Raw genomic sequence first — 22,288 nt, 5'->3', positions numbered from 1 at the left:
GGCTTTGCGACACGAAACGAGACTGACCTATGGCGAACTGGCATACCATTGACGAACTGCATGATATTTCCGCAGATTTACCGCGCTTCACTCAGGCGTTCACAGAACTTGCCACCCGTCTCGGGCTGGATATCGCGCCGCTTGAGGCCGATCACATCTCTTTGCGCTGCCACCAGAATGCCACCGCCGAACGTTGGCGGCGTGGCTTTGAGCAGTGCGGAGAACTGCTGTCGGAGAATATCATTAACGGTCGCCCGATCTGCCTGTTCAAACTTCACGCGCCGGTAACGGTGGCGCACTGGCAATTCACCGTTGTGGAACTGCCCTGGCCAGGAGAGAAGCGTTATCCGCACGAAGGCTGGGAGCATATCGAAATTGTTCTGCCTGGGGAGCCCGAGACGCTGAACGCCCGTTCGCTGGCGCTGCTTTCCGACGAGGGGTTAAGCCAGCCGGGTATTTTCGTCAAAACCAGCTCGCCAAAAGGGGAGCGCGAACGCTTACCGAACCCTACGCTTGCCGTAACGGACGGCAACGTGACGGTGAAATTCCATCCCTGGACTATCGAGCAGATCGTCGCCAGCGAAGCGTAAGCATTGTGAGCGTCGATCCAGACACCAGTCGGGCAACGTGCCACGATGGTACGTTGAGTGAAATTTAAGGAGGATGACATGGCGCTGCTGGAAATTTGTTGTTACAGCGTGGAGTGTGCCGTCACTGCGCAACGGCACGGGGCCGATCGCATCGAGCTTTGCGCGGCACCTAAAGAAGGGGGATTAACCCCGTCCTTTGGCGTGCTGAAATCAGCCCGCCAGGCCATCACCATTCCGGTGCACCCGATTATTCGCCCGCGCGGCGGTGATTTTTGTTATACGGCGGGTGAGTTCAGTGCCATGCTTGAGGATATCGCCCTCGTCCGTGATTCCGATTTTCCGGGGCTGGTGATCGGTGTGCTGGACGAAGACGGCAACATCGATCTTCCGCGTATGCGTCAGGTCATGCGCGCCGCCCGGGGGATGGCGGTCACTTTTCATCGTGCGTTCGATATGTGTCAGGATCCGATACAAGCCTTTGATACGCTGGCAGAACTGGGCGTGGCGCGCGTTCTGACGTCGGGCCAGCAGTCCTCGGCTGAAAAAGGACTGAAATTAATTACGGAACTAAAAGCACATTCCGGTGTTCCAATAATCATGGCGGGCGCAGGAGTACGCGCCAGCAATCTGGAACTGTTTTTAAACGCAGGGGTGGAAGAGCTGCACAGCTCGGCGGGTAAATGGATACCTTCACCCATGCGTTATCGCAATACAGGGTTGTCAATGTCGACGGATGCTGAAGCGGATGAGTACTCGCGCTACGGTGTGGATGGAGAGTCGGTTGCGGTAATGAAATCGTTGATTGAACGTCATCACGTGTAGCAACGTACCGATTTTTACCGCGCATCATGTCGCCCAATATGATGCTTGCTTGTACCAGGCCCCTGCAAATTACACAGGGGCCTTTTTTTCTTTTTTGCCCGGTGGCGCTGCGCTTACCGGGCCTACGAAATCACGCGTAGGCCGGGTAAGGCGCAGCCGCCACCCGGCTAAAGGCTACGGCTTGGTCGCAATCAATACCGCACGCATCGGGGCCGGATAGCCTTCGATGGTTTTACTGTGATCGTCCGGGTCGAGGAATTGCTCCAGCGATTCGGTGATCATCCAGTCGGTGCGGCGCTGTTCCTCAACCGACGTCACGCACACATCGGCGATGCGTACATCGACAAATCCACATTTCTCCAGCCAGTTCTTCAGCGCCAGCGCGGAAGGGATGAAGTAAACGTTGCGCATCTGCGCATAGCGATCGCCCGGCACCAGAACGGCATGTTCATCGCCTTCGATGACCAGCGTTTCCAGCACCAGTTCGCCGCCGCTGACCAGCTGATCTTTCAACTGCCACAGATGCTCCAGCGGGGAACGACGGTGGTACAGCACACCCATCGAGAAAACGGTATCAAACGCTTTCAGGGCAGGGAGTTGCTCGATACCCAGCGGCAGCAGGTGCGCACGCTGGTCGTTACCCAGCAGCTTACGCACCGCTTCAAACTGGCACAGGAACAGCTGCATCGGATCGATACCGACGGCCAGATGCGCGCCTGCGCCGATCATGCGCCACATGTGATAGCCGCTACCGCAGCCCACGTCCAGAATGGTGCGCCCGGTCAGGTCGGATAAATGCGGCAGAACGCGATCCCACTTCCAGTCAGAGCGCCACTCGGTGTTGATATTTACACCGTACAGCGAGAACGGCCCTTTGCGCCACGGCATCAGGTTACGCATCAGCGTTTCGATGCGGTTGATCTGCCCGGCCGGGAGCGGCTCTTCGCTCTCCGCCGTCACGCTGTGCAGCAAATCCAGACGATGAGGCGTCAGTTCAGGCAGAAACTCCACGGCGTTGGACCACTGCTTCAACAGACCATGCTGCTGATCGCGCTGCCAGGCGGCAATTTGCGCAGGCAGGGTTTCCAGCCAGTGGGAAAGGTGGTTTTTGGCAATCAGCTGATAGAAATTACCGAACTCGATCATGCTGCGTCTCCGGCTTTAAGCGCCACCAGAGAACCAAAGTTAAAGCACTGGAACCACAGTTCGCTGTGTTCAAATCCGGCTTTGCGCAGGCGCGCTTTGTGGGTTTCTACAGAATCCGTCAGCATGACGTTTTCAAGCATGCTGCGCTTCTGGCTGATCTCCAGCTCGCTGTAGCCATTTGCACGCTTGAAATCATGGTGCATGTTGAACAGCAGTTCGCCCACGCTGGCGTCTTCAAAGCTGAATTTCTCAGACAACACCAGCGCGCCGCCCGGGTTCAGGCCCTGATAAATCTTATCCAGCAACCGCTGACGATCGTCCGGTACCAGGAACTGAAGGGTAAAGTTCAGTACCACCATCGAGGCGTTCTGGATGTCGATATCGCGGATATCGCCTTCTACCACCTCCACAGGCGTAGGGGCTTTATACGCGTCAATGTGGCGACGGCAGCGTTCAACCATAGCCGGTGAGTTATCGACAGCCACAATCTTGCAGCCTTCGTGATGAACGTTACGACGAATAGACAGCGTTGCCGCTCCCAGCGAACAACCCAGGTCATAGACCTGCGTGCCGGGTTGAACAAAACGCTCCGCCAGCATGCCGATCATGGAGATAATATTGGAATAACCGGGAACAGAGCGCTGGATCATATCCGGGAAGACTTCGGCTACCCGTTCATCAAAGGTCCAGTCGCCCAGGCTGGCGATAGGCGCGGAAAAAAGCGTGTCGCGATCTGACATAACGTAAAAAATCCGGGAAAAATAAAGGGGCATATTGTGCGCTAATGGAAGGAGAAAACCAACTCCCACGGCATATACCAAAGGTTAGCCAGCACCATCAGCAAAAGCGAGCACCAGGTCGCGCTCATGCCGGAACGACGCCAGCGGATCAGACGGTGGTGAAAACCATAATAATGCATCAAACGCCCTGCTATCAGCAGCAGCCCACAGACGTGCACCATCCAGGTTTCTGCGCCATCCATCTCCATTAACAGCAGTAAAATTAACGCGACGGGAATGTACTCGACCGCGTTGCCGTGGATGCGGATTGCGCTTTGTAGCTCAGAAAATCCCCCGTCACCGTACGAGACGCGGTACTGCATTCTCAGGCGCACAACATCAAATGAAAACTTAATCAGCAGTAATGCACCTAACACCGCATACAGCGCGCTGACCATACTAACTCCCTGTTTTTGGCAGATGGCACGTCTCTATGATAGGGGGTGATTTCAGAAAAGAGAAGATTGTTGTGGGATGGACGGCGCGGGGCCAACCGACGGAACCGCCTGCTGCAAGGCCTGCCAGAGAGCATCGACCAGTTCAGGCGCCTGTGCGATATCCGGCGTATGTAAAAAAAGGTACGGCGTGGTGGTGTGCTCCCATTTCGCCAGCGTTTGCAGCCAGACGGCGAACATCTCCTCATTTTGCTGCATGTTATCGCTGCCGATAAACCGGACCATCGGGTTCTGTGCCGTTACGATCGCGTGGACGGGCACTTTCGGTTTTTTGCGCTGGGCATCAACAACGGCTTCGCTGTGCGGGATTGCGCTATGTACGGGGCGGCTGTCGAGGATCACGCGGTTGACCGATCGTTCATGCAGGCCGCGATTGAGCGCTTTCTCCGCGTCGCCCTTGGCAAAGAATTCCGGATGCCTTACTTCTACGCCGTAGGTGAAGCCATGCGGCAGGGCGTCGAGAAACTGCCAGAGGGCAGGCAGGTCGCGCGGGCCAAACGTGGCGGGAAGCTGGAGCCAGTACTGGCCAATACGGTTGGTCAGAGGCGACATCCGGGTGAAAAACTCGTGGGTTAAATCATCGCAGTTGCGCAGCGCGGCGTTGTGGGAGATGGTCGCCGGGAATTTAAAGCAAAAGCGGAAGTCGTCGCTGGTTTGCTCGCGCCAGCGTTCGACGATCTCCGCGCGGGGCAGAGCGTACAGCGTGGTATTGCCCTCCACGCAGTTAACATGTCGGGCGTTATTAACTAACTTACTGATTTCAATAATGCTCTTGCACTGCTCTGTATGCTTTGGGGCATCTGTGGGGCAAAATTCGCGAGCCTCTGATTGAGCATTGCGATCTGCTCACTACTGCTGTCTGCCATCCACGCACCGTAGACGTTGAAAACCATCTGGGCACTCGCATGGCCCATCTGACTGGCAATGAAGCTGGGGTTAGCGCCAGCTGACAGTGACCAGCATGCATACGTGTGACGCGACTGATATGCTTTCCTGTGCCTTATCCCTGCTCGCTTCATCGCTGCGTCCCATAAATCACCTATCGAATCGACTTTGTAGATGATCCCCACCTGCTGACATCTTCTGACCAGTTGAGGGTTGAAAACAAATGTACACTCGTGGCTCTCAGTTCTGCCGTATTCGCGCAGCTGAACATCGATCTGATGCTTTTTTCCAAGCCTGGTCATTTCCGCCTGATTCCTCAGGACGCTGATCGCAGGCTGAATGAGGTGTATCACTCTGTTGGTACTGGCCTCAGTTTTCGGTAGAGTGAATTCACCCAGTTTTGTATAATTACGCCTGATTGTTATTGTTCCAGCTTCAAGATCGATATCCTCCCAGGCCAGGGAGGTCAGCTCCCCATGACGGACCCCTGTGTATACTGCGAGTGACCACAGGTTTTTCGTCTGCTGATGCCGGCATGCATCAATCAGGCGAATAAATTCGTCACGAGTTAGCGGATCTGGCTCTGCCCTGGCTTTTTTAAGAGGCTTTATCCCGTCGAATGGGTTCACCTCTAAATAACCGTGATCTGCGGCAAACTGAAACATTCCGGCAATAGTTGTCATGTAATAATTTACGGTGACAACACTTCGTCCTTTTGCCGGGACCTTCCCCTTCATTGGCATCTGGTGACCGATCAGTAAATCTTTCCTGATATACAGTAATTCCTCTTTAGTCACCGCCGATACCAGCCGATTCCCCCCGATCCTTGGCACCATATTCCTTGTGACCGACTCATAACGGTTGAGTGCGTTCGCGCAGATTTCCATTCTCTTCAGATCCAGCCACTTTTCGGCAAGCTCTGACACTGTAATTTCTTTCTTACCCACCCCAAAAGTCTTGAGGTTAGGGGAGTCCGGAAACTGTGCCGCGTACTCAAATGTGCCTGTTCTGATGGCAAAGCATACCGATGTCCGCAGTTCCCCGGCGATCTTCCTGTTCTTAGCGGTGTCAGGGACACCGAGGCTCTCCCTGACACGCTTACCTTTGAAATTAAACCAGATGCGCAATGTGCCACCGTGGTTTTCGACGCCTGTTGGATATGTAACTTTATCCATTGATTCCTCCAGACGCCCAAGAGCGATATGAGATTACCTTTTTCATGGCCTCAGATCACCCAGGCTGTTTGTTTTTCATTGAGGCCACCCACGCATCGACCGCTTTACGGTTATACATGCACTCGCTGGAAGGTTTCGGATTTCCGTCAGGTGAAACATGCACATATTCCCGCCCAACCAGCCAGCATTCTTTTCTGGCCCGGAGGATGGTTCCGGGCTTGAGCCCGGTAACCGCAATCAGAACCTTTTCGCTAACCCAGTCATTCGGTACCAGCAAAACGACATCGGCAGTATCACGCATTAGTACCCTCCATTTTTTTCTCGACGCAGTTTTCCCAACCACCGCAGCTGTTGACCATGTCTCCCAACCTAGAGAAACAGGCGTTCATCCAGCGCAACCCGCGGGGCGTTAGTGATGGCACGGTTCCCCAGTCGATGAAGTCCGAATTGCTGCGATGCATATATTTGATGAGGTCCAGAATGTTGATGTAATGGGCACGGCGTTTTTCCATATCCCAGCCCTTGTCTTCCAGGTAGGAGTCGATAAACCCCTTAAGCGCTGGCTGATTAAGCGAAATGTCGCCGTACTGGTGGCGGTACACCGGGCGACGATGCAGACTCACCAGATGGAATAAGTAGGCATCAGATACCCATGTCAGAGCTTGCTGGTGGGCCAGCTCAACAGAGCCAGCCGGATTCCATATTTCATTATTTTTCACCGTTACCCCTCCCAGCCGATCGCTTGGAACAAGCCCATTTTAGGGTGATACCAGCGGGTGCCGCGCGGCTCAGCTTCTGACATCATCTGGCGAAACGCGGCCATAAACGGCTCCAGTTCGACGATGGCCCTACGTGACAAAAGCCCGTCTGGAGTCATAAATTCGTGCGTGTCTGTCGGGATGCGGTAGGCATTGACCAAATTCCGGCACTTGGCGTCACTCATTCCGCTTTTAGCTACCACCTGGCGGTAACCAACATATCCGGCGCGCATGGTCCCGCGTTTGATGTTCTCCACAGCTTCGGTGACCGTTTCGATCTGCTCTTCAACATGATTCAGGCGCTTCTGCTGGCGAACGGCGTCGGCGGCCATCGCTGCGATCATCTCAATTTCCGTCAGCGGTGCGCGAGTGCGGAAGTAGCTGTTGACCAGTTCGCGCTGAACCTGCCAGGCAAGTACGTCCGTTAGTGACTTAGCCACCATGAGATATCCAGACTCAAAAAGCACAATTCCAGATGGTGCAAATTTTGAAAAAACTCCTTCTGGAAGGTCCCGGCGTATAACGTCGGAACCTAATTCAACGTAATCCACTCCCTCAACAAAGTAATTTCTGTTTTCACGAAAATTTCGTCCGGCAGTACCATCTGGTCGCTGGTGTGCTTCATCAATCATTGCAAAAGTCACAACACGCTGACCGCGATATTCGACTGCCGGAAGCTGCGTATTATTGATAGTTACTGTGTTCATGCTCGATTTCCTTCTGAGTGCCCGGCCTTACACCGGGCTGGGTGATCACTTAACCTGGATAAATGGAGTGCCGGCACCGCTGGTCATGTACTGGGGAAGAGTGCCATTCCATTTGTTAATGGCCTCCAGTTGCAGAACTTCCGGGTTCTCACGCATGGCCTGTCCACGGATCTGGATAGACTTTGCTTCTGCTTCCGCCAGCTTCAGTTTTGCATCCGCCTGGCCATCAGCTTCAGCGCGCAGCATGTTGGCTTCAGCTTCTCGTTGTTTTACTTCCTGCTCACGTTGCAGGGTTTTCTGGTTGGCGGTGACTTTGGCATTAATACTGTCGATAACTGTCGGCGGGTACTCAGGACGGCCGACGTAAGAAAGACTGATAACCTGGATTCCTACCGGCCCCATGTCGGACTGGATCTCCTTCAGAGCGTTTTCAAGCAGTTCAGCTTTCCCGCCGTCAATGAACTTATCGGTGCTCATGCGGCTTGCGAGACGATTAAGGGCGTCTGCAATCTTTTGGCGCAAATCGGTGTCGGTGATGTCGTCCACACCTTTGCGATAGGTCTGGAAGACCGTCGTCACTTTGGTCGGATCAACTTTATAGGCGACGCCGATGTGATAGCCGATAGTTGTGCCGTCACTCATCTGGAAGTTGAAAGCGTCGTCGTAGGTCTTCATCTGTTTGAAGGTCGGGAAGATGTAAACCTCGGTGTTCCAGCCAGTCCAATAGCGGCCAACGCCTACCACTTCGCCAACGCCTTTATCGTCACCCAGCTTATTGACCTTAATACCAACGTTGCCAGGCTCAACACGATCACAACCAACGAGACCGATGGCAGAAAGCGCGATAATTGAAGCCATAATTGCTTTTTTCATTTTTTTTCCTTAGTTACTGTTACAACAAGACCCTTACAGATGGCGTAGATGCACGGCGGGGTCAGAATCGCCAGGGCAAAACCGGATATAACTGCTGTTGTGTCCTTCATCGAAATGAGGATCGGAACGAACAGCCCATAAACGCTGGCGACAATCACCACCGATAGAACAACGCGTAAGTAAGCAATCATCAGCTGATCCCTTCTGGTTTGCTGGCCTGTAGCTCCGCTTGCTCTTTCACGTAGCGGTCGTGCATGGCGTCCCATTTCGCCAGCCACTTACGTGCTTCGCGCTTGCGTTCCAGAATTCGCCGAATGCGCCGCATACAGCGGTTGTGTGCAAAGAGATATTGCTGAGTGTGCTGGCCCATGCGATTGACGAGTACACCATTGCTGAATACCGGCTCGTCTGGTTCGTTAGTGGTCAAACCGGCCCGGCGAAATGTTTTGGTTACCATGTAGTGAGCCAGGTTGCTGATCGCCGCACTTCTGCTGAGGAAACGGCGCGAGTAACCGTGCCTCGATACGACATAAACTGGCTGCAACTCCGTAGTAAACGCTCTGTCGATTGAGGTGGTGCTGATGCGTTTATCTTTCATTTCCGGTCCTTAACTTTGCTGTATCGTTCGTGACTCATTACTTCCCAGTTCTTGCCGCCATCGCGGGAGAGCAGCCGCCAGCGGTGGTTTACTCTCAGACTCAGGTTCCCGGAGCCGTGCATACGGCAGGGATGGATGCGCCGCGCCCTGAACTGGCTTAAAACGTGTGCCGCTTTGAGGTGAACCCACTCAGGAATTCGTATCGCTGTCAGTGCCACCAGATCCCCCCATTTCATTACCCTCCGTTTTCGGAGCCTCCACTTTTTGTTTTTTGACGAACTCAACCAGCTCAGAAATGAGCTCGTCGATTAATTCCTTTCCGCTATCTGTGAGGAATTCACCGCTGCCATTAACATCAACAGAGCTGCTGTAAATTCCCTTAATAGCTTTTACGCCTTCGACATTCCCATACTCACTAATCGCAAGCCTTTCGAATTTTCGCAATAATCCATCGAGAAGAATCTCTGTTAACTCGACCGTATTAATACCGCCTTTATTGAGCTTAATAACAAGGCAGTTACTGCCTGTTTTACGTTGGTGGCGTAATAACGCTGCCTTTAAAATTCGGCGTCGGTAGGTTTCAATTACGTTGTTTTTCACGACGTTCAAACTCCGAATCCATCCACATTGAAACCTGAGCCGACAAGTCAAGGCAGAGGCCAGACAGAGAAATTATTTGCTCGATATCCATATCAATAATATTGAAGTAATTAATTCCATTAATTGATACAGGTTATCTGCTGTGTTTTTTGCGGTTTCTAGAGAGCTGTCTTTACTGAGCATATTCAGACCCCGTAAGCTTTGCGCATGAAAAGGTTAGAGATATGGCGGTATTCCTCACCATAGGTCGCGAAGATAAGCCGTGCTGTTAAATACGCAGATTTATCTTTGATGAATGTCATTTTTAACCTAATCCTGTTTTCAGGTTGCAGGAAGCCACACCAGTGAAGGTGTTATTTGTTTTATTGTTTAGCGTTACTTATTGAATTCGATCTTGTCCGCTTTAGAGCTAATAATGCTCTGCATTTCATCCAGTTTTTGGGAGACGAGACTTAAAACCCCAATTGAGTTTGATTCTGTTGGTATATCATCCATTGAATTATAAACGGCAAGCTTACAATCGCCGATATCACAAGCCCAAGAGTTAAGTTGATTAGCTAGCGCTGTTAGCGACTCTAATTTTTGTCCCCGTTGACATTCAGCTCCAGCATGGATGCTAAGTTGCTCCACATACTCGTAAGCAGTTTGGCTGGTCTTTAGCATAGAACGAATCAGGCAGGCAATTGTGTTATCGGCTTCCGGTGAAAATTCATTTATGCGGTAAATAACCTCCAGTAACGAAGCATTCTCAGTGATTTCCGCAGCAATATCATTTAGCATTTCGATTGGATTTTTCATTATCGTTTATCCCATTCATTTTTATGGGCCTCGTTTGCATAGTTGCAGACAAACGCGAGAAGAATGTCGCTAATTTCTCTATACTCGTCATCATCAACCGCCGATAACAAACTAGCTGCTTCAACAATCAAGGACATATTCTTGAAGGCATCACAAGGATGGATGGACAACCCCTTAAATGTTTTTATCTTCTGAGACATTTTCTATCACCTCTGAGTTGATTTGATAGAATGATGATAGAGCCTGCTATTGGCCTTTGCAATAGGTATTGCTATTTAAATTGCTATTGATTTTTATGTCATTGATATCAAAAATAAAAAAAATATATTGCTGATGTGTTTGTAACAGCACGGTAGAAATAATTGTCCTTTAGACAGTGATCTACCAATACATGAGATATCGGGAGTTGGAGCATCGAAGCTTGAGAATAAAATGGACTGTGAAAGGGCGAGATACTCGCAGAGAGAAATAGGGTAGGAGTTCCGATCAGGTAGTCGCCCGCCTGGTTGACTGGTGGTTACTATTGTGGGGGCACATAGAAAACCCGGCGCACTGGCCGGGTTAAGAATCTACTCAGCTTGTTATGCGTAAGTTTTTATTTTCATTTGCATTATTCACCCATGCTTCCTGTAGGTCTGCGGCATGCTGCCGATCACCTTTCCGAAGATGAAAATTTTGTTCATCTCTTCCTTCTCGATTGGGTCCCATGGTAGATAGGTATGGTTGTCAGAGATAACTAAGAGTTTGTCTTTCATCTTTTGTAAGCGCTTAACATGCGATGTGTCATCGTAGATGAACGCGTATATACCGTCGCCGTCGAAATGCTGAACGCTGATATCGACGAAGAGTAAGTCCCCTGGCTCTATGGTGCCAGACATGCTATCACCTCGAACGTTGATGATGCGTATCTGCTCCTGTTTCCGGCCATTAAACATTTGACGGGCATCTTCAACTGAGTATTCCACGGAGCGCAGCACCTCCACGAATTCGCTGTTAATTATGCCCGGGCCAGCACTTACGGTAAGGTCGAGTACGTCAACTCTGAAGATGGCTGGATCTTTTTTGTTATTCATCGGTGGGGGTGGTTGTTGGTCGTCACCCCTCATTGGTCCAGTACCGTTTGATAGCCACTCCGAACGAACACCCAGGGCATTAGCTATTTCAACGATTTTAGTTGTGCCTCTAGCATTTCCAGATGTTATTCGCCATATGGTTGGTTGTGCCATATTCGCCGCTTTGGCTAACTGACCCTGGCTCATGCCCATCTCATGCATTGCGTAGTTAAGTCTGTCAGCTAGCGTCTTAAGTGTTCTCTCTTGCATATTTATAGCCTCCGCTATCACATTCTAGTCAAGCATGATAAACAAGTCTATTGCTCATTCCAATAGCAAATGCTATCATAATTTCGATAGCAACTGAACGGGATTAGCAAAAAAATGAAATCAGCAATTGAAAGAGCTATTGATGCTGCTGGAGGAGTAAATGCTCTAGCTCGCGCTATAGGTGTAAAACAACCCTCTGTCTCTCGCTGGAGAAAGGTTGGTGTTGTTGGGGTGGAACATGTGCCTGATGTTGCGGCCTTTACTGGGATTCCCGCCCATGAACTGAGACCTGACAAACCAAAATTATTCCCGCACCCGGGCAATGAGGTGTGATATGTCGCACTCGATCACTACCGAAAACCAAGTTAAGCCATTGGATATCGATTATCGCGATCCGCGCGGTGTGATTGTGCATGTCACCGGCTGGAATCGGGATAAACAGCAGGTGTACTTCACCAGGCAGAATTATCCGCATGAATGCATGCAGCCTGTCTGGAAGTTTCAAAATTATTTCAGGAGGGTTGTGGAGTGAGCAATTTCTTACAGCTCGTTGATCGTCCAATAGCCTTTCAACGGTCCTTCGTTCGCCTTGGCGTGGGTATTACAGGTGCATTGCTATTGTCACAGATTGTCTATTGGCAGAACCGCATGGAAGGGAATTGGTTCTACAAAACCCAGACAGATCTCGAAGAAGAGACTGGATTAACGCGTTACGAACAAGAGGGAGCGCGTAAAAAGCTGGTTTCCTGTGGCGTACTGGAAGAAGCAAAACGTGGCATCCCAGCAAAATTATATTTCAGAGTAAACCAGGAGCGCTTGGAAGAACTTCTACTTGGCGAAAACCAGCATGCAGGTATGGGGAAAACCAACAAACAAGGATGCGGAATTTCCGCAAACAGTGATGCGGAAAACCAGCATGCAGGTATGGGGAAAACCAACGAGCAGTCATGTGGAAATTCCGCATCCATTCATACAGTAGATTACCAGGAGACTACACAGAAGATTAATACAGAGAATAAATATCTTGGTGCATCGGCTGAAGCCGACACACCGAAAGTGAAATCTTCAACTGATTATTCTCCTGCATTTGAAGAAGCCTGGCAGGCATACCCAAAACGTAGCGGTGGAAATAACAAGCTAAGCGCATTCAAAGCCTGGAACGCACGTATTAAACAGGGCGTAAAACCAGAGACAATGCTGGAAGGGGTTAAGCGCTACGCAGCTTTCATGGCCTCTGAGGGAAAGATCGGTACTTCGTTCGTCAAGCAGGCGGCGACGTTCTTCGGGCCGGATAAACATTTCGATGAACCGTGGCTGGTAGAGACCCAGGAAAACAAAGTCCCTACCCGACAAGACCAGTCTCGCTACGAGTGGTACGCAAAGTCTGATGACGGCTCTGCCGAGGTGTTTATCAATCAGTCAGCGATCGATCGCATGAACCGTGGCGGGTATCGCCCATGAAAATACTCCTCAAGCGTGTGCTGGTGGCCGGATATAACCACGGCGTTCTGTGCGAGGGATTTGTGAGATGGTTTTTTGTTAAATTCGATTTACGGAGTTTGTGAGTTATGAGCCCAGCTGAACTATCAGAAAAACTATGGGATAACGCTGAACGCGTCGCTAAGTTTCTCCTTCCGAAAGGACATCTGGAGGGGAAGGAGTGGTGTGCTGGCAATACGAACGGTGACTCAGGCAAAAGCCTCAAGGTCAATATCGGCGGTAAAAAATCATGGGCTGACTTTGCCAGCGGTGACAGCGGTGACCTGCTGGATCTCTGGGTGTTGGTTCGTAACTGCCAGCTGCATGATGCAATGCGAGAGGCGAAAGAGTTTCTTGGCCTGAAAGATGACGACCACCACTTCGAAGCGAAGAAAAAACTGTTCTCTCGTCCGACGAAAAAGGGCGTTAAATCGGCCAGCAAATGCTATGACTACCTTGCTTCACGTGGAATTACCCGTGAAACAGCCGATCGCTTTAAGGTAACAGACGCGGTGGTCTGGTATCACGACGAAAGCCGCGAGGTACCAGCAGTGGCATTCCCGTACATCCGGAATGGTGAACTGCTACAGGTAAAACGTATTGGAACCGAAAGGCCAAACGGCAAAAAACTGATTATGGCTGAAGCTGATTGCGAACCATGTCTGTTTGGCTGGCAGGCTCTGGATAAAAACACCCGCCTGGTAGTTCTGTGCGAAGGTGAGATTGATTGCATGACCTTTACGCAGCTTGGCTATGATGCCCTGTCTGTTCCCTTTGGCGGTGGCAAAGGGGCCAAACAGCAGTGGATTGAATATGAATACCATAACCTCGATCGCTTCCAGGAAATTTGGCTGTGCCTGGACAACGACAATGTAGGCCGTGAAGCTGCAAAAGAAATCGCCAGACGTCTTGGGGAACATCGTTGCCGCATGGTTGAACTTCCCCACAAAGATATCAACGATTGCCTGATGAACGGCATGGACAGCGACTCCATTCTGGAATACATGGAGCGCGCCAAATTCTTCGATCCCGATGAGCTTTGCTCAGCAGGGGACTTGCTTCAGGAAACTATCGAGGCATTCGAACATCGGGATACCGGTCTGTTTACAAGCCCATGGGCTTCGCTGAACAACAACTTTAAGTTCCGTGCCGGTGAACTGACCCTCGTTAATGGCGTTAATGGGCATGGAAAAACAGAGCTCGTTGGACATATCGCGATTGATGCGATGAGTCAGGGCGTCAGGACGTGTATTGCTTCTCTGGAGCTTAAACCAGGCAAAATGCTTGCCCGACTCACGCGGCAAACCATCTGCACTTCCTCACCGAAACGTGAAGAAATCATTATGACCAACGAATGGTTTTCTGACCGCCTTTGGGTATTCAAACTTACCGGAACTGCCAAAGCAGACCGGCTTCTTGAGATTTTTGCCTATGCCCGGCGTCGCTATGGCATTGAGCTGTTCGTCATAGATAACCTGGCTAAATGTGGCTTAGACGAAGAAGACTACACAGGTCAGAAGGACTTCATCGATACGCTGTGCGACTTCAAGAACGAGCATAACTGTCACGTCCTGCTGGTTACCCACGCCAGAAAAACAAACGACTCCGCTCCAACAGGAAAGATGGACGTAAAAGGCACTGGCGCCTTAACCGACATGCCCGACAACGTTATGGCCGTCTGGCGCAACATTCCCCGTGAGCTGGCGCAGAGAAAAGCGGATCGTATGGGTTATGAGAGCCTCGACAAAGACGAACAGGCCGCGATCAATCTCCCCGCTTCAATGATTCGTTTGTTGAAGCAACGAGAAGGGGAAGGGTGGATCGGTGACATCGGAGCTAATTTCGACTCTCGCTCTCACCAGTTCCTGGAAGGCGAGAAAAAACCATTTAACTACCTGGTCGGTAAGCCGCAAAGCGAGCTTGATCTCGAGTGGGAAGCCAGCAACGTAACGAGGGTTTGAGATATGGAACTTGAAGCATCACTAAAACACTTTAGCCCTCAGGGAATGCAGATCAGCGACGACGTGAAGGGAACTTCTCCGGACCGCCTTACAGGAACAGACGTAATGGCGGCGATTGGTACCACCAGCAGCCGTGCGCGCTTCGGCCTGGCGGCGTTCTTCGGTAAAGCGGGAATCAGCAAAACGGATGAACAGCTCGCAGTTCAGGCGCTGGCGCAGGTTGCTATCAAAAACGCTCCTAAAAATGTCCGCAAAGCCGCTGGCGACAAGCTCGGAGCATGCATGTTGACGCTGGCGCAGTTTGCCTTTGCTGATTACTCCCGTTCGGCGGCTACCAGCGTGACATGTCACAGTTGCAGCGGTACCGGTTTTATCTCCGGGAATGAGGATGTGGTTAAACATCCTGGTATCTTCGACGATGACGGTGCCGAAGTGGTGGCCCCGAAGATTAAAAATGAGCTGGTGAAAAGGGTTTGCGAAACCTGCGGAGGGAAAAAGGTAATCCTTGCGCGGTGCAGATGCGGCGGTAAAGGTGAAGTGCTGGATCGCAAAGCGACCAAAGAACGTGGCGCACCGGTTTTCAAAACGTGTGAACGTTGCTCTGGTAATGGCTTCTCTGCTATCTCCTCGGCGACGGTACACCGTGCCATTCTGAAGCGTCTCCCGGACCTCCATCAGTCCTCATGGTCACGCAACTGGAAACCCTTCTATGAAATGCTGGTGGAGACTTTGCGGCAGGGGGAGCATCACGCTGCTGTAGAATTCGAGAAGGCAACGACTTATTAATATGATCGGAGCAAATGGCGACACTTTTTTGCACGTTAGTGTTGACTTTGCATAAAAATGTCCTGTATGCTTCTGATTATGGAGTATAGCGCCTGTAGATAATTAACCTCTAAAAGCCCGCCACGTTGCGGGTTTTTTTGTACCCGTATTTCCTGCGCACCGCCCGCGCATTCATCACGTCGAACCAATCCATTTGAAATGAGCCTTTGAGGAAGTCGGTTAGCGCTGGCGAGCCTCGACGGGCTGGTTTCCTGTGCGGCAAAGGTTCATTTCAAAGTAAGGCATACGCATATCATGAGCATCACCCAAGAACGGCTGAAAGAGGTTCTGAAGTACGACCCTTTGACTGGTTTATTTGTTTGGATCAAGCGAACAAACTCACGGTCTACGCCTGGCAAAATAGCCGGGAACGCAGATACGTACGGCTATATCCAGATAATGATCGATAAGAAATTAATTTTCGCTCATCGGTTGGCTTTTTTGTATATGGACGGTGCGCTGCCGCCGGCTGATAAGTGTGTCGATCATATCAATGGCAATCCCAAAGATAACCGATGGGACAACTTACGTATCGTTACCCAGTTTGTTAATCAACAGAACAGACACAAAGTTCGAAAAGGGGCGAAGTCCAAGCTGATTGGAGCAAACTGGTGCAAAGCTCGCGGCGTATGGCGTTCCGCTATTCGCATCAACGGGCAACGTAAAGAGCTCGGTAGTTTCCAAACTGCGGAGTTGGCTCACGAGGCTTACATGAAAGCTAAAGCTGAAATGTGTCGTTAACGCCTACACGACATCAAACCCGCCTCCGAGCGGGTTTTTTATTTCAGGGTCAGAAGCACAGCGGTTGTGCGTTCGGCTGTTAACCGAGTGGTCGAAGGTTCGAATCCTTCCTGTCCCGCCAATTCTGCATCTGTCGTAGTTTGGGAATTACGTCTGGCTTCCAACCAGAAGATGCGGGTTCGATCCCCGCCAGATGCTCCAAATTCGCCGGTCTAGTTCAGTGGCAGAACGGCAGCCTTGTAAGCTGCGCGTCAGAGGTTCGATTCCTTTGCCCGGCACCAGAACCCACTACCTGGGACTCTTCGGCCAGAGAGCCGACATTGACTTACTCTCGTCTTCCCGGCCTGTCGCCGGGTTTTTTTATTTCAGGCTCCGGGAACCATCATCGACACGCCTACTTGTTAAATCGTCCCGGGGGTCTGAACCAACTACACACGGAATAAATATGTCTGAGACCTTCACTATCGTAGGCGTTGGTATTACATCGTCATCAGTCGGTGTAACCTTTGCCACGCTGTTTCCGGAGGCGACTCCAGCAGTGATGCTCGGATCACTCGCCGGAACTGCGCTATACGTTCTGACCTCAGATCCCCATCAACTCTGGAAGCAGGCTATCTTTGCGCTGATATCGTTTATCAGTGGCGTGTTCTTCTCCGTACCCATGGCGAAAATCATGGCCGGAATCATCAACACGCCGTTAAGCCTGATGAAGCCACCGGCCAGCATTGAGGTATCGCCAGCTGTCGGTGCAATTGTCACTGCTTCCATTTCCGTGGCAGTCCTGCTGCGCATTCTCCGCAAATCCAAAAGCGGGAAGATGCCGGGGCTGGGGGAGGAAGATAAATGACATGGCAGCTTCTTCTGATGGATGCAAACGCCATAGTTTGCCTGTTAATCATGGTCAGGCTGATGTTTTTCCGGAAAGAGGGAAAGCGTCATCGCCTGAGTGTCGCGGTACTGGCCTACCTGGTCATCCTTGCCGCCGGATTCAATGCCTTCAACATTCTGCTCGGCCACTACGTTCAGGTTAATCTCGGCGATCTGCTGCTTAACTCCGTCATCTGCATGGCGGTGTGGCTGGCTCGCGGGAACCTGGCGAAGGTCGTCATTACGGAATAGCCATGACCAAAGACGATATCTTTAACACCATTCTCGGCAAAGAGGGTGGTTATGTTGATCACCCGAACGATAAGGGCGGCCCAACGAACTGGGGGATTACTCAGGCAACCGCCCGAGCGCATGGTTATACCGGTGATATGCGAAACCTTACACGTGATCAGGCTCTGGCGATCCTTGAGTCTGATTACTGGTATGGCCCGCGGTTTGACCAGGTGGCAGAAGTATCCCCTTCCATTGCCGCCGAACTCTGCGATACCGGTGTGAACATGGGGCCATCGGTGCAGGTTAAATGGTTCCAGCGCTGGCTGAACGTTTTCAATAACCAGCAGCAGTTCTATCCGGATCTGATCGCCGACGGGCAGATCGGCCCACGTAGCATCAGCGCGCTGAAGTCCTTCCTGGCGAAACGAGGCGGCGAAGGGGAAATCGTATTGCTTCGCGCACTGAACTGTAGCCAGGGCCAGCGTTATCTTGAGCTGGCAGAACAGCGGCCGGCTAACGAGTCATTCGTTTATGGCTGGATGCGCGAGCGGGTGAGCCTATGACGACACTCAAATCTGTTCTCGCGGCAATCGGGTTTGCGATCCTGATGGTGCTTGGTGCGTTTGGTCTGGGGCGTTTTCGCGGACGTGAACAGGCTGAAGCAAAAGTAGACCAGCAGCGAACCGAAGAAAATGCCGCAGCCACTGAAGCAGTAGCCGAACGCCGGGTAGAAGCAACGAAAGAGGCCAGCAATGTACAGCAGACGGTTAACCATATGCCTGGCGACGATGTTGATCGTGAGCTGCGGGACACGTGGAAGCGCGGCTCATAAGGGGTGAATATGAGGAAGGCAATCGACCTAACCGGTAATCATTACGGAAAGCTGACTGTGCTGTCCTACGCAAAGAAGGATAATTCAGGCGTTTCCATGTGGCTGTGTAGTTGTGAATGTGGAACCGAAAAAGTTATCAGGTCAAATGCACTCCGCTCTGGCAGGACAAAATCTTGCGGCTGCATGTCGGGTGCAAAACACGGGCATCGCAGACCATCAGAAACCTCCCCCACTTATATAAGCTGGCTGTCAATGCAGCGGCGTTGTAATTATCCGGATGATGCGGATTACGCAAATTATGGTGGTCGAGGTATTAATGTCTGGGCACCCTGGGCTGACTTTAAAGTTTTCCTTAAAGATATGGGGGAGCGGCCAGCGGGACATACGCTTGATCGAATTGATGTCGACAAAGGGTATACACCAGAAAATTGTCGCTGGGCCACACCGAAGGACCAGGCAAGAAACCGACGAAGTAACCATATGCTCGATACACCAGCTGGTCGAATGTGCATTACCAAAGCGGCTGAAACCTACGGTGTGAAAGTAAAGACAATCGCGCACCGATTGAGCAGGGGATGGAGTGTTGAAAAGGCGCTGCTAACTCAACCATGGCAGGGCAATAATGAATAAATATTTCATGTTTATCTCTGTGCTTTCCGTGTCAGCATTGACCGCTGGCTGTGTTGGTGGACCTCCAAAGCCCAGCTATGTATTCGTCCACGATTCCTGTGACTGGGTAAAGCCAATCTACCTGACAGATCACGACATCGACGTTCTGGACCGCCAGACGAAGAAAGACATCCTGGCGCATAACAAAGCGTGGCAGGCTAACTGCCAGAAGGAGAAGTAGTGAACGAACAGGCAAACAAAGTTCTTTCTGAGCTGTTGCAGAAAGCAAGTAATGGCGTTGATGCAGCGGTTTCATTCAGTCAGGCTCAGGTTCCTGATGTTATTCATCAACTGCTGATATGGAATGCAGTAAGTAGCCTGATGTTTCAGGCGGTAGCGATTCTGACGGTAATGGGATTCTTATTGACGGTTAAGAAAGCATGGGTAATAGCGGAAGGATACTCTGGTGCAGATTTCTTTGCTTTTTTGTACATAGTCTGCGGAGCATTGGCTTCTATCATTATGTTTGCCGGATTCTGGTTCAACTTTGACTGGCTAAAAATCTGGCTGGCTCCGAAGCTTTACCTGATTGAATACGCCGCCTCACTGATGAAGTAGCCATTACAAAGCTCACCTGCTGGTGGGCTTGATAATTGTTTTATCAACCAGATGTAAAAAAGCCCCTGTTAGGGGGCTAGAGGATTATCAGTTTCAATTGCTATGAAATATTACTTCGCGCAATAGACGCGTGCTTCACGAGGGGTGTAGATGCCGAAGGTGACAAATCCCAGCAACCCATTCACAAAAGTCTGTTGAACTTCAGTACGAACAACTTTATCAGCACCACCGCAAACCTGAGCAGCATCAATTTGCTTGGATTGACCAATCCCGCTAACGAAGAAATGATGTGTCGTAACTTGCTGTGGCGTAGTCGTTATGCCTTTGTTTACTGAAAATGATTGTTGAGCGCAGCCAGAAACAGCTGCGGCAACCAGAGCTACCATAATTAACTTTTTCATAAATGACCTTATTGTTGGTTTGGTTCGCAAAAATAATGACATGTATCATTAATTTATACATATCAGACCAGTAGTTTAACTTAGATTTGTTCTACTTCCCTAGTGATTAACTATCAACATCATCCATTGCTATCGTCAGACCATCCATTATTACGAATAAGATAATTAATAAACTTCCCAGAGGAAAATTATGCAGGTCACTATTGATGGTGTCCCGTATGCGCCTGCCAGCATCATTTCATCGCGGATCGGTATTGCAATAACGACACACCAGCGCGCCGACGTTTTGAAACGAGCGCTTGAACAGCACATGATGCACCTGCCGGCCGGTGCGCTGGTGGTGGTAGTCGATGATGGTTCAAAACCTGCCGCAGTAGTGCCTGACGGCGTGCAGCTACTTCGCCATGAAACATCACTCGGCATTGTTGCTTCGAAGAACGCCAGTTTAATCGCGCTGATGGACGCCGGATGTGAGCATCTTTTCCTTTGGGACGATGACGCCTGGCCCATCGCTGATAACTGGCACTTGCCTTACATCGAATCACCTGAGCCACACCTGGCTTACCAGTTTCTCGATCTGGCAGGGACGAATAAGCTGAAGGATATGGCGGTCCTGTACCGGGATGATAAGCACATCGCTTACACCGGGCAGCGTGGCGTGATGCTGTATTACCATCGCAACGCTATCGAGAAGGTTGGCGGTTTCGATCCGGTTTACGGTCGCGGCATGTATGAGCACAGCGACCTCGCCTTGCGCATCCATAACGCAGGACTGACTACGTGGGCTTACGCTGATGTCCTCGGTTCAGACAAGTTGATTCATTCCCTCGATGAGCATGAAGCGGTGGAGCGTTCGGTACCTAGGCCAGACCGCCAGGCGCTGGTGGAACGTAATGTGAAGATCCACAACGAACGACGTGATACCGGCTTTACCGGTTACGTTGAATATCGGCGTCAGCGCGACGTGGTTATCACTACGCTGCTTACCAGTCAGCCTGACCCGCAGCGCGGCACAAAAATGGCGGCCTCGCCTGATATGCTGAGCAAATGGGCGGCCTCGCTTCGACAATGTGGGCGTATAGCGCTGGTGGATGAATTACTGACGGCCCCGGCAGATGTTGAGCTATGTCGCGTTCCTGACGTGAAGATGAATGTCTACTTTCGTCGCTGGTTGCACATCTGGCAGCATCTGCGTCATCACCCTGAATACCGGTTCGTCTGGTGTACCGATGGTACTGATGTCGAAATGCTTCGCGCGCCGTGGGAAGAAATGGAGCCAGGGAAGTTGTACGTCGGTTCAGAACCAAAGACCTACGCCGACACCTGGGCAAAGCAGAATCATCCGGAGCGCATCTATCAGGAGTTTATCGAAGCGCACCGCAACGATGTGATGCTTAACGCTGGGCTGCTGGGTGGTTCCCGCGCTGATGTAATGGCGTTCGCTCACGGCATCATCCGTCTTTACTACCGGATCGAAAGCTATCGTTTCTGGAAGAAAGAACAGGCTGGCGCTGCGGTGGGGGATATGCTGGCGTTCGGGATTGTGGCGAAGTCTTTCGGCGATCGGATAGTAACCGGCCCGCGCATCCACACTATTTTTAAGTCCGATGGAGTCGGTAAAGAGTTCGCTTTCTGGCGCCATAAATAACAGGAGTTCTTATGATTTCGTATGAGGTTGAGTTTCCGACTCAAAAATCTTTTAGCTTAAAAATTAATGGTTACTCTTCAGCAGAGGCACTGGACTGTAAAACGGTTGAGGCTATTGGCGGAGACGTCAAAGTACATATCAATAAGAAAACAATGCTGACTGTACCTTATCGTGAAGACATTACAGCAGACTTTACTCTTGAAGGTTACAAGCAGCGCGCTGAAACTCACGCGAAAACTGTAATCGATCAGATTGTGAATGCGGCTCAGCACCGAGCCGCTGACGATTTAATTCAGGAAGTTACGAACGCGGTTGCTTCTTCTGAATTATTTTCTCAACTCTCTTAATCGCTTCGTGAGCATCTGGGGCAGATGAAATTTCAGGCGGTGTAACCTCCTTCAGTACATCCATCAGAACGTCCCCAACATTCTGTTTTGGTGACAGCTTGTTAACAGCTTCAATAATCAAAGAAAAAACCAGTTTATTGGTGGCTTTTTCAATCTTTAATTCACGTTGTAAATCTGCAACTGCTTTTTCCAGTTCTGACATGGAACCCATGGGTATT

General features: G+C 50.9%; 34 protein-coding genes and 3 tRNA genes. 19 read left to right on the top strand and 18 right to left on the bottom strand.

All coding sequences use genetic code 11. The features are described from left to right. The first annotated feature begins 29 nt into the window (after nt 1-29). Nucleotides 30-590 (top strand): VOC family protein, encoded by a 561-nt coding sequence (locus tag ACOTWU_RS08670; RefSeq protein ID WP_032648766.1) that lies wholly within the window; start codon nt 30-32, stop codon nt 588-590. Between the two features lie 78 nt (nt 591-668). Then, entirely contained in the window at nt 669-1,412 is a 744-nt protein-coding gene (cutC, locus tag ACOTWU_RS08665; RefSeq protein ID WP_063624136.1) for a copper homeostasis protein CutC, read from the top strand. A gap of 174 nt (nt 1,413-1,586) precedes the next feature. On the opposite strand, the gene cmoB is transcribed toward cutC, so the two are convergent. From cmoB to ACOTWU_RS08585, 16 genes are all read right to left on the bottom strand, one after another. Then, nucleotides 1,587-2,558 carry a tRNA 5-methoxyuridine(34)/uridine 5-oxyacetic acid(34) synthase CmoB gene (gene cmoB / locus ACOTWU_RS08660; protein WP_023303898.1) on the bottom strand — a complete coding sequence of 324 codons (972 nt, stop codon included), beginning with the start codon at nt 2,556-2,558 and terminating at the stop codon, nt 1,587-1,589. After that, nucleotides 2,555-3,298, bottom strand: a complete 744-nt coding sequence (gene cmoA, locus ACOTWU_RS08655) for a carboxy-S-adenosyl-L-methionine synthase CmoA (RefSeq protein ID WP_003859735.1) — start codon at nt 3,296-3,298, stop codon at nt 2,555-2,557. The genes cmoB and cmoA overlap by 4 nt, the downstream gene beginning before the upstream one ends. A gap of 41 nt (nt 3,299-3,339) precedes the next feature. After that, nucleotides 3,340-3,735, bottom strand: coding sequence for an MAPEG family protein (locus tag ACOTWU_RS08650; protein ID WP_003859737.1), 396 nt, complete (start codon nt 3,733-3,735; stop codon nt 3,340-3,342). 51 nt (nt 3,736-3,786) lie between these two features. Continuing rightward, nucleotides 3,787-4,560 carry a DUF72 domain-containing protein gene (locus tag ACOTWU_RS08645; RefSeq protein ID WP_126498668.1) on the bottom strand — a complete coding sequence of 258 codons (774 nt, stop codon included), beginning with the start codon at nt 4,558-4,560 and terminating at the stop codon, nt 3,787-3,789. Continuing rightward, on the bottom strand, nt 4,539-5,852 hold the full coding sequence (locus ACOTWU_RS08640; RefSeq protein WP_063962709.1) for a tyrosine-type recombinase/integrase: 1,314 nt from the start codon (nt 5,850-5,852) through the stop codon (nt 4,539-4,541). The genes ACOTWU_RS08645 and ACOTWU_RS08640 overlap by 22 nt, the downstream gene beginning before the upstream one ends. Nucleotides 5,853-5,907: 55 nt before the next feature. Further along, on the bottom strand, nt 5,908-6,153 hold the full coding sequence (locus ACOTWU_RS08635) for an excisionase family protein (protein WP_045347096.1): 246 nt from the start codon (nt 6,151-6,153) through the stop codon (nt 5,908-5,910). Further along, the gene (locus ACOTWU_RS08630; protein ID WP_063962708.1) at nt 6,146-6,571 is read right to left on the bottom strand and encodes a hypothetical protein; all 426 of its coding nucleotides are present in this window, start codon (nt 6,569-6,571) and stop codon (nt 6,146-6,148) included. Before ACOTWU_RS08630 ends, ACOTWU_RS08635 begins: the two co-directional genes overlap by 8 nt. A 2-nt stretch (nt 6,572-6,573) precedes the next feature. Further along, nucleotides 6,574-7,317, bottom strand: coding sequence for an ORF6N domain-containing protein (locus tag ACOTWU_RS08625; RefSeq protein WP_198995599.1), 744 nt, complete (start codon nt 7,315-7,317; stop codon nt 6,574-6,576). A 45-nt stretch (nt 7,318-7,362) separates the two neighbouring features. After that, a complete protein-coding gene (locus tag ACOTWU_RS08620; protein ID WP_048703186.1) occupies nt 7,363-8,190 on the bottom strand; it encodes an SPFH domain-containing protein in 828 nt (275 codons plus the stop codon). After that, on the bottom strand, nt 8,187-8,381 hold the full coding sequence (locus ACOTWU_RS08615) for a hypothetical protein (protein ID WP_063855846.1): 195 nt from the start codon (nt 8,379-8,381) through the stop codon (nt 8,187-8,189). The genes ACOTWU_RS08620 and ACOTWU_RS08615 overlap by 4 nt, the downstream gene beginning before the upstream one ends. After that, on the bottom strand, nt 8,381-8,788 hold the full coding sequence (locus ACOTWU_RS08610) for a hypothetical protein (RefSeq protein ID WP_063962707.1): 408 nt from the start codon (nt 8,786-8,788) through the stop codon (nt 8,381-8,383). Before ACOTWU_RS08610 ends, ACOTWU_RS08615 begins: the two co-directional genes overlap by 1 nt. Next, nucleotides 8,785-9,024 carry a hypothetical protein gene (locus ACOTWU_RS08605; RefSeq protein ID WP_276523059.1) on the bottom strand — a complete coding sequence of 80 codons (240 nt, stop codon included), beginning with the start codon at nt 9,022-9,024 and terminating at the stop codon, nt 8,785-8,787. Before ACOTWU_RS08605 ends, ACOTWU_RS08610 begins: the two co-directional genes overlap by 4 nt. Then, nucleotides 8,978-9,388 (bottom strand): hypothetical protein, encoded by a 411-nt coding sequence (locus tag ACOTWU_RS08600; RefSeq protein WP_032667012.1) that lies wholly within the window; start codon nt 9,386-9,388, stop codon nt 8,978-8,980. The genes ACOTWU_RS08605 and ACOTWU_RS08600 overlap by 47 nt, the downstream gene beginning before the upstream one ends. Before the next feature lie 375 nt (nt 9,389-9,763). Further along, nucleotides 9,764-10,186, bottom strand: a complete 423-nt coding sequence (locus tag ACOTWU_RS08595; protein WP_017384396.1) for a hypothetical protein — start codon at nt 10,184-10,186, stop codon at nt 9,764-9,766. Next, the gene (locus ACOTWU_RS08590; RefSeq protein WP_017384395.1) at nt 10,186-10,386 is read right to left on the bottom strand and encodes a hypothetical protein; all 201 of its coding nucleotides are present in this window, start codon (nt 10,384-10,386) and stop codon (nt 10,186-10,188) included. The genes ACOTWU_RS08595 and ACOTWU_RS08590 overlap by 1 nt, the downstream gene beginning before the upstream one ends. Nucleotides 10,387-10,800: 414 nt before the next feature. Next, entirely contained in the window at nt 10,801-11,508 is a 708-nt protein-coding gene (locus tag ACOTWU_RS08585) for an XRE family transcriptional regulator (RefSeq protein WP_017384394.1), read from the bottom strand. A 114-nt stretch (nt 11,509-11,622) separates the two neighbouring features. Between ACOTWU_RS08585 and ACOTWU_RS08580 the strand changes: the two genes are divergently transcribed. The 15 genes from ACOTWU_RS08580 (at nt 11,623) to ACOTWU_RS08510 (ending at nt 19,674) form a co-directional block, all read left to right on the top strand. Next, nucleotides 11,623-11,841: a transcriptional regulator gene (locus tag ACOTWU_RS08580; protein ID WP_032645228.1), complete on the top strand. Its 219-nt coding sequence runs from the start codon at nt 11,623-11,625 to the stop codon at nt 11,839-11,841. A gap of 1 nt (nt 11,842) precedes the next feature. Next, complete coding sequence (locus tag ACOTWU_RS08575; RefSeq protein WP_000019788.1) at nt 11,843-12,040, top strand: DUF4222 domain-containing protein; 198 nt, start codon at nt 11,843-11,845, stop codon at nt 12,038-12,040. After that, nucleotides 12,037-12,969 (top strand): hypothetical protein, encoded by a 933-nt coding sequence (locus ACOTWU_RS08570; RefSeq protein ID WP_000064516.1) that lies wholly within the window; start codon nt 12,037-12,039, stop codon nt 12,967-12,969. Before ACOTWU_RS08575 ends, ACOTWU_RS08570 begins: the two co-directional genes overlap by 4 nt. 107 nt (nt 12,970-13,076) lie before the next feature. After that, nucleotides 13,077-14,948, top strand: a complete 1,872-nt coding sequence (locus ACOTWU_RS08565) for a toprim domain-containing protein (protein ID WP_047051618.1) — start codon at nt 13,077-13,079, stop codon at nt 14,946-14,948. A 3-nt stretch (nt 14,949-14,951) separates the two neighbouring features. Next, on the top strand, nt 14,952-15,734 hold the full coding sequence (locus ACOTWU_RS08560) for an antitermination protein (protein ID WP_232964224.1): 783 nt from the start codon (nt 14,952-14,954) through the stop codon (nt 15,732-15,734). A 294-nt stretch (nt 15,735-16,028) separates the two neighbouring features. Further along, complete coding sequence (locus ACOTWU_RS08555) at nt 16,029-16,514, top strand: HNH endonuclease (protein ID WP_015570940.1); 486 nt, start codon at nt 16,029-16,031, stop codon at nt 16,512-16,514. A 46-nt stretch (nt 16,515-16,560) separates the two neighbouring features. Beyond that, nucleotides 16,561-16,635, top strand: a tRNA-Asn gene (locus ACOTWU_RS08550). Between the two features lie 5 nt (nt 16,636-16,640). Next, nucleotides 16,641-16,715, top strand: a tRNA-Gly gene (locus tag ACOTWU_RS08545). Between the two features lie 5 nt (nt 16,716-16,720). Then, a tRNA-Thr gene (locus tag ACOTWU_RS08540) sits at nt 16,721-16,795 on the top strand. Nucleotides 16,796-16,959: 164 nt separating this feature from the next. Then, nucleotides 16,960-17,361 carry a putative holin gene (locus ACOTWU_RS08535; RefSeq protein WP_049108604.1) on the top strand — a complete coding sequence of 134 codons (402 nt, stop codon included), beginning with the start codon at nt 16,960-16,962 and terminating at the stop codon, nt 17,359-17,361. Beyond that, the gene (locus ACOTWU_RS08530; protein ID WP_001514184.1) at nt 17,358-17,633 is read left to right on the top strand and encodes a phage holin family protein; all 276 of its coding nucleotides are present in this window, start codon (nt 17,358-17,360) and stop codon (nt 17,631-17,633) included. The genes ACOTWU_RS08535 and ACOTWU_RS08530 overlap by 4 nt, the downstream gene beginning before the upstream one ends. Before the next feature lie 2 nt (nt 17,634-17,635). Beyond that, on the top strand, nt 17,636-18,178 hold the full coding sequence (locus tag ACOTWU_RS08525; protein WP_058652405.1) for a glycoside hydrolase family 108 protein: 543 nt from the start codon (nt 17,636-17,638) through the stop codon (nt 18,176-18,178). Continuing rightward, nucleotides 18,175-18,447, top strand: a complete 273-nt coding sequence (locus tag ACOTWU_RS08520) for a hypothetical protein (protein WP_232964223.1) — start codon at nt 18,175-18,177, stop codon at nt 18,445-18,447. Before ACOTWU_RS08525 ends, ACOTWU_RS08520 begins: the two co-directional genes overlap by 4 nt. 9 nt (nt 18,448-18,456) lie before the next feature. Next, nucleotides 18,457-19,077 (top strand): hypothetical protein, encoded by a 621-nt coding sequence (locus tag ACOTWU_RS08515; protein ID WP_072206435.1) that lies wholly within the window; start codon nt 18,457-18,459, stop codon nt 19,075-19,077. Between the two features lie 219 nt (nt 19,078-19,296). Next, on the top strand, nt 19,297-19,674 hold the full coding sequence (locus ACOTWU_RS08510; RefSeq protein ID WP_062939161.1) for a hypothetical protein: 378 nt from the start codon (nt 19,297-19,299) through the stop codon (nt 19,672-19,674). Nucleotides 19,675-19,784: 110 nt separating this feature from the next. Here the strand turns inward: ACOTWU_RS08510 and ACOTWU_RS08505 are convergent, their stop codons facing one another. Continuing rightward, nucleotides 19,785-20,075, bottom strand: coding sequence for a Bor family protein (locus ACOTWU_RS08505; protein WP_032671404.1), 291 nt, complete (start codon nt 20,073-20,075; stop codon nt 19,785-19,787). A gap of 190 nt (nt 20,076-20,265) precedes the next feature. Here ACOTWU_RS08505 and ACOTWU_RS08500 point away from each other — a divergent pair, with 190 nt between their 5' ends. Both ACOTWU_RS08500 and ACOTWU_RS08495 read left to right on the top strand, forming a co-directional pair. After that, a complete protein-coding gene (locus ACOTWU_RS08500; RefSeq protein WP_232964222.1) occupies nt 20,266-21,723 on the top strand; it encodes a glycosyltransferase family 2 protein in 1,458 nt (485 codons plus the stop codon). Nucleotides 21,724-21,734: 11 nt separating this feature from the next. After that, complete coding sequence (locus ACOTWU_RS08495) at nt 21,735-22,070, top strand: hypothetical protein (RefSeq protein WP_232964221.1); 336 nt, start codon at nt 21,735-21,737, stop codon at nt 22,068-22,070. Here ACOTWU_RS08495 and ACOTWU_RS08490 read toward each other — a convergent pair. Continuing rightward, complete coding sequence (locus tag ACOTWU_RS08490) at nt 22,024-22,281, bottom strand: hypothetical protein (protein WP_040117529.1); 258 nt, start codon at nt 22,279-22,281, stop codon at nt 22,024-22,026. The two genes, ACOTWU_RS08495 and ACOTWU_RS08490, sit on opposite strands and share 47 nt — an antisense overlap. Between the last annotated feature and the right edge of the window lie 7 nt (nt 22,282-22,288).

It is taken from the genome of Enterobacter cloacae complex sp. GYL001, assembly GCF_049237125.1.
Taxonomy (GTDB): domain Bacteria; phylum Pseudomonadota; class Gammaproteobacteria; order Enterobacterales; family Enterobacteriaceae; genus Enterobacter; species Enterobacter hormaechei_C.
This window is presented reverse-complemented; position numbering and strand designations above follow the sequence as displayed.

What these genes read in the sequence shown, in the direction of transcription:
- ACOTWU_RS08670 (WP_032648766.1), top strand. Translation starts at nt 30, where the DNA reads ATGGCGAACTGGCATACCATTGACGAACTGCATGATATTTCCGCAGAT.
- cutC (WP_063624136.1), top strand. Translation starts at nt 669, where the DNA reads ATGGCGCTGCTGGAAATTTGTTGTTACAGCGTGGAGTGTGCCGTCACT.
- cmoB (WP_023303898.1), bottom strand. Translation starts at nt 2,558, where the DNA reads ATGATCGAGTTCGGTAATTTCTATCAGCTGATTGCCAAAAACCACCTT.
- cmoA (WP_003859735.1), bottom strand. Translation starts at nt 3,298, where the DNA reads ATGTCAGATCGCGACACGCTTTTTTCCGCGCCTATCGCCAGCCTGGGC.
- ACOTWU_RS08650 (WP_003859737.1), bottom strand. Translation starts at nt 3,735, where the DNA reads ATGGTCAGCGCGCTGTATGCGGTGTTAGGTGCATTACTGCTGATTAAG.
- ACOTWU_RS08640 (WP_063962709.1), bottom strand. Translation starts at nt 5,852, where the DNA reads ATGGATAAAGTTACATATCCAACAGGCGTCGAAAACCACGGTGGCACA.
- ACOTWU_RS08635 (WP_045347096.1), bottom strand. Translation starts at nt 6,153, where the DNA reads ATGCGTGATACTGCCGATGTCGTTTTGCTGGTACCGAATGACTGGGTT.
- ACOTWU_RS08625 (WP_198995599.1), bottom strand. Translation starts at nt 7,317, where the DNA reads ATGAACACAGTAACTATCAATAATACGCAGCTTCCGGCAGTCGAATAT.
- ACOTWU_RS08620 (WP_048703186.1), bottom strand. Translation starts at nt 8,190, where the DNA reads ATGAAAAAAGCAATTATGGCTTCAATTATCGCGCTTTCTGCCATCGGT.
- ACOTWU_RS08615 (WP_063855846.1), bottom strand. Translation starts at nt 8,381, where the DNA reads ATGATTGCTTACTTACGCGTTGTTCTATCGGTGGTGATTGTCGCCAGC.
- ACOTWU_RS08610 (WP_063962707.1), bottom strand. Translation starts at nt 8,788, where the DNA reads ATGAAAGATAAACGCATCAGCACCACCTCAATCGACAGAGCGTTTACT.
- ACOTWU_RS08605 (WP_276523059.1), bottom strand. Translation starts at nt 9,024, where the DNA reads ATGAAATGGGGGGATCTGGTGGCACTGACAGCGATACGAATTCCTGAG.
- ACOTWU_RS08595 (WP_017384396.1), bottom strand. Translation starts at nt 10,186, where the DNA reads ATGAAAAATCCAATCGAAATGCTAAATGATATTGCTGCGGAAATCACT.
- ACOTWU_RS08590 (WP_017384395.1), bottom strand. Translation starts at nt 10,386, where the DNA reads ATGTCTCAGAAGATAAAAACATTTAAGGGGTTGTCCATCCATCCTTGT.
- ACOTWU_RS08585 (WP_017384394.1), bottom strand. Translation starts at nt 11,508, where the DNA reads ATGCAAGAGAGAACACTTAAGACGCTAGCTGACAGACTTAACTACGCA.
- ACOTWU_RS08580 (WP_032645228.1), top strand. Translation starts at nt 11,623, where the DNA reads ATGAAATCAGCAATTGAAAGAGCTATTGATGCTGCTGGAGGAGTAAAT.
- ACOTWU_RS08575 (WP_000019788.1), top strand. Translation starts at nt 11,843, where the DNA reads ATGTCGCACTCGATCACTACCGAAAACCAAGTTAAGCCATTGGATATC.
- ACOTWU_RS08565 (WP_047051618.1), top strand. Translation starts at nt 13,077, where the DNA reads ATGAGCCCAGCTGAACTATCAGAAAAACTATGGGATAACGCTGAACGC.
- ACOTWU_RS08560 (WP_232964224.1), top strand. Translation starts at nt 14,952, where the DNA reads ATGGAACTTGAAGCATCACTAAAACACTTTAGCCCTCAGGGAATGCAG.
- ACOTWU_RS08555 (WP_015570940.1), top strand. Translation starts at nt 16,029, where the DNA reads ATGAGCATCACCCAAGAACGGCTGAAAGAGGTTCTGAAGTACGACCCT.
- ACOTWU_RS08535 (WP_049108604.1), top strand. Translation starts at nt 16,960, where the DNA reads ATGTCTGAGACCTTCACTATCGTAGGCGTTGGTATTACATCGTCATCA.
- ACOTWU_RS08530 (WP_001514184.1), top strand. Translation starts at nt 17,358, where the DNA reads ATGACATGGCAGCTTCTTCTGATGGATGCAAACGCCATAGTTTGCCTG.
- ACOTWU_RS08525 (WP_058652405.1), top strand. Translation starts at nt 17,636, where the DNA reads ATGACCAAAGACGATATCTTTAACACCATTCTCGGCAAAGAGGGTGGT.
- ACOTWU_RS08520 (WP_232964223.1), top strand. Translation starts at nt 18,175, where the DNA reads ATGACGACACTCAAATCTGTTCTCGCGGCAATCGGGTTTGCGATCCTG.
- ACOTWU_RS08515 (WP_072206435.1), top strand. Translation starts at nt 18,457, where the DNA reads ATGAGGAAGGCAATCGACCTAACCGGTAATCATTACGGAAAGCTGACT.
- ACOTWU_RS08505 (WP_032671404.1), bottom strand. Translation starts at nt 20,075, where the DNA reads ATGAAAAAGTTAATTATGGTAGCTCTGGTTGCCGCAGCTGTTTCTGGC.
- ACOTWU_RS08500 (WP_232964222.1), top strand. Translation starts at nt 20,266, where the DNA reads ATGCAGGTCACTATTGATGGTGTCCCGTATGCGCCTGCCAGCATCATT.
- ACOTWU_RS08495 (WP_232964221.1), top strand. Translation starts at nt 21,735, where the DNA reads ATGATTTCGTATGAGGTTGAGTTTCCGACTCAAAAATCTTTTAGCTTA.
- ACOTWU_RS08490 (WP_040117529.1), bottom strand. Translation starts at nt 22,281, where the DNA reads ATGGGTTCCATGTCAGAACTGGAAAAAGCAGTTGCAGATTTACAACGT.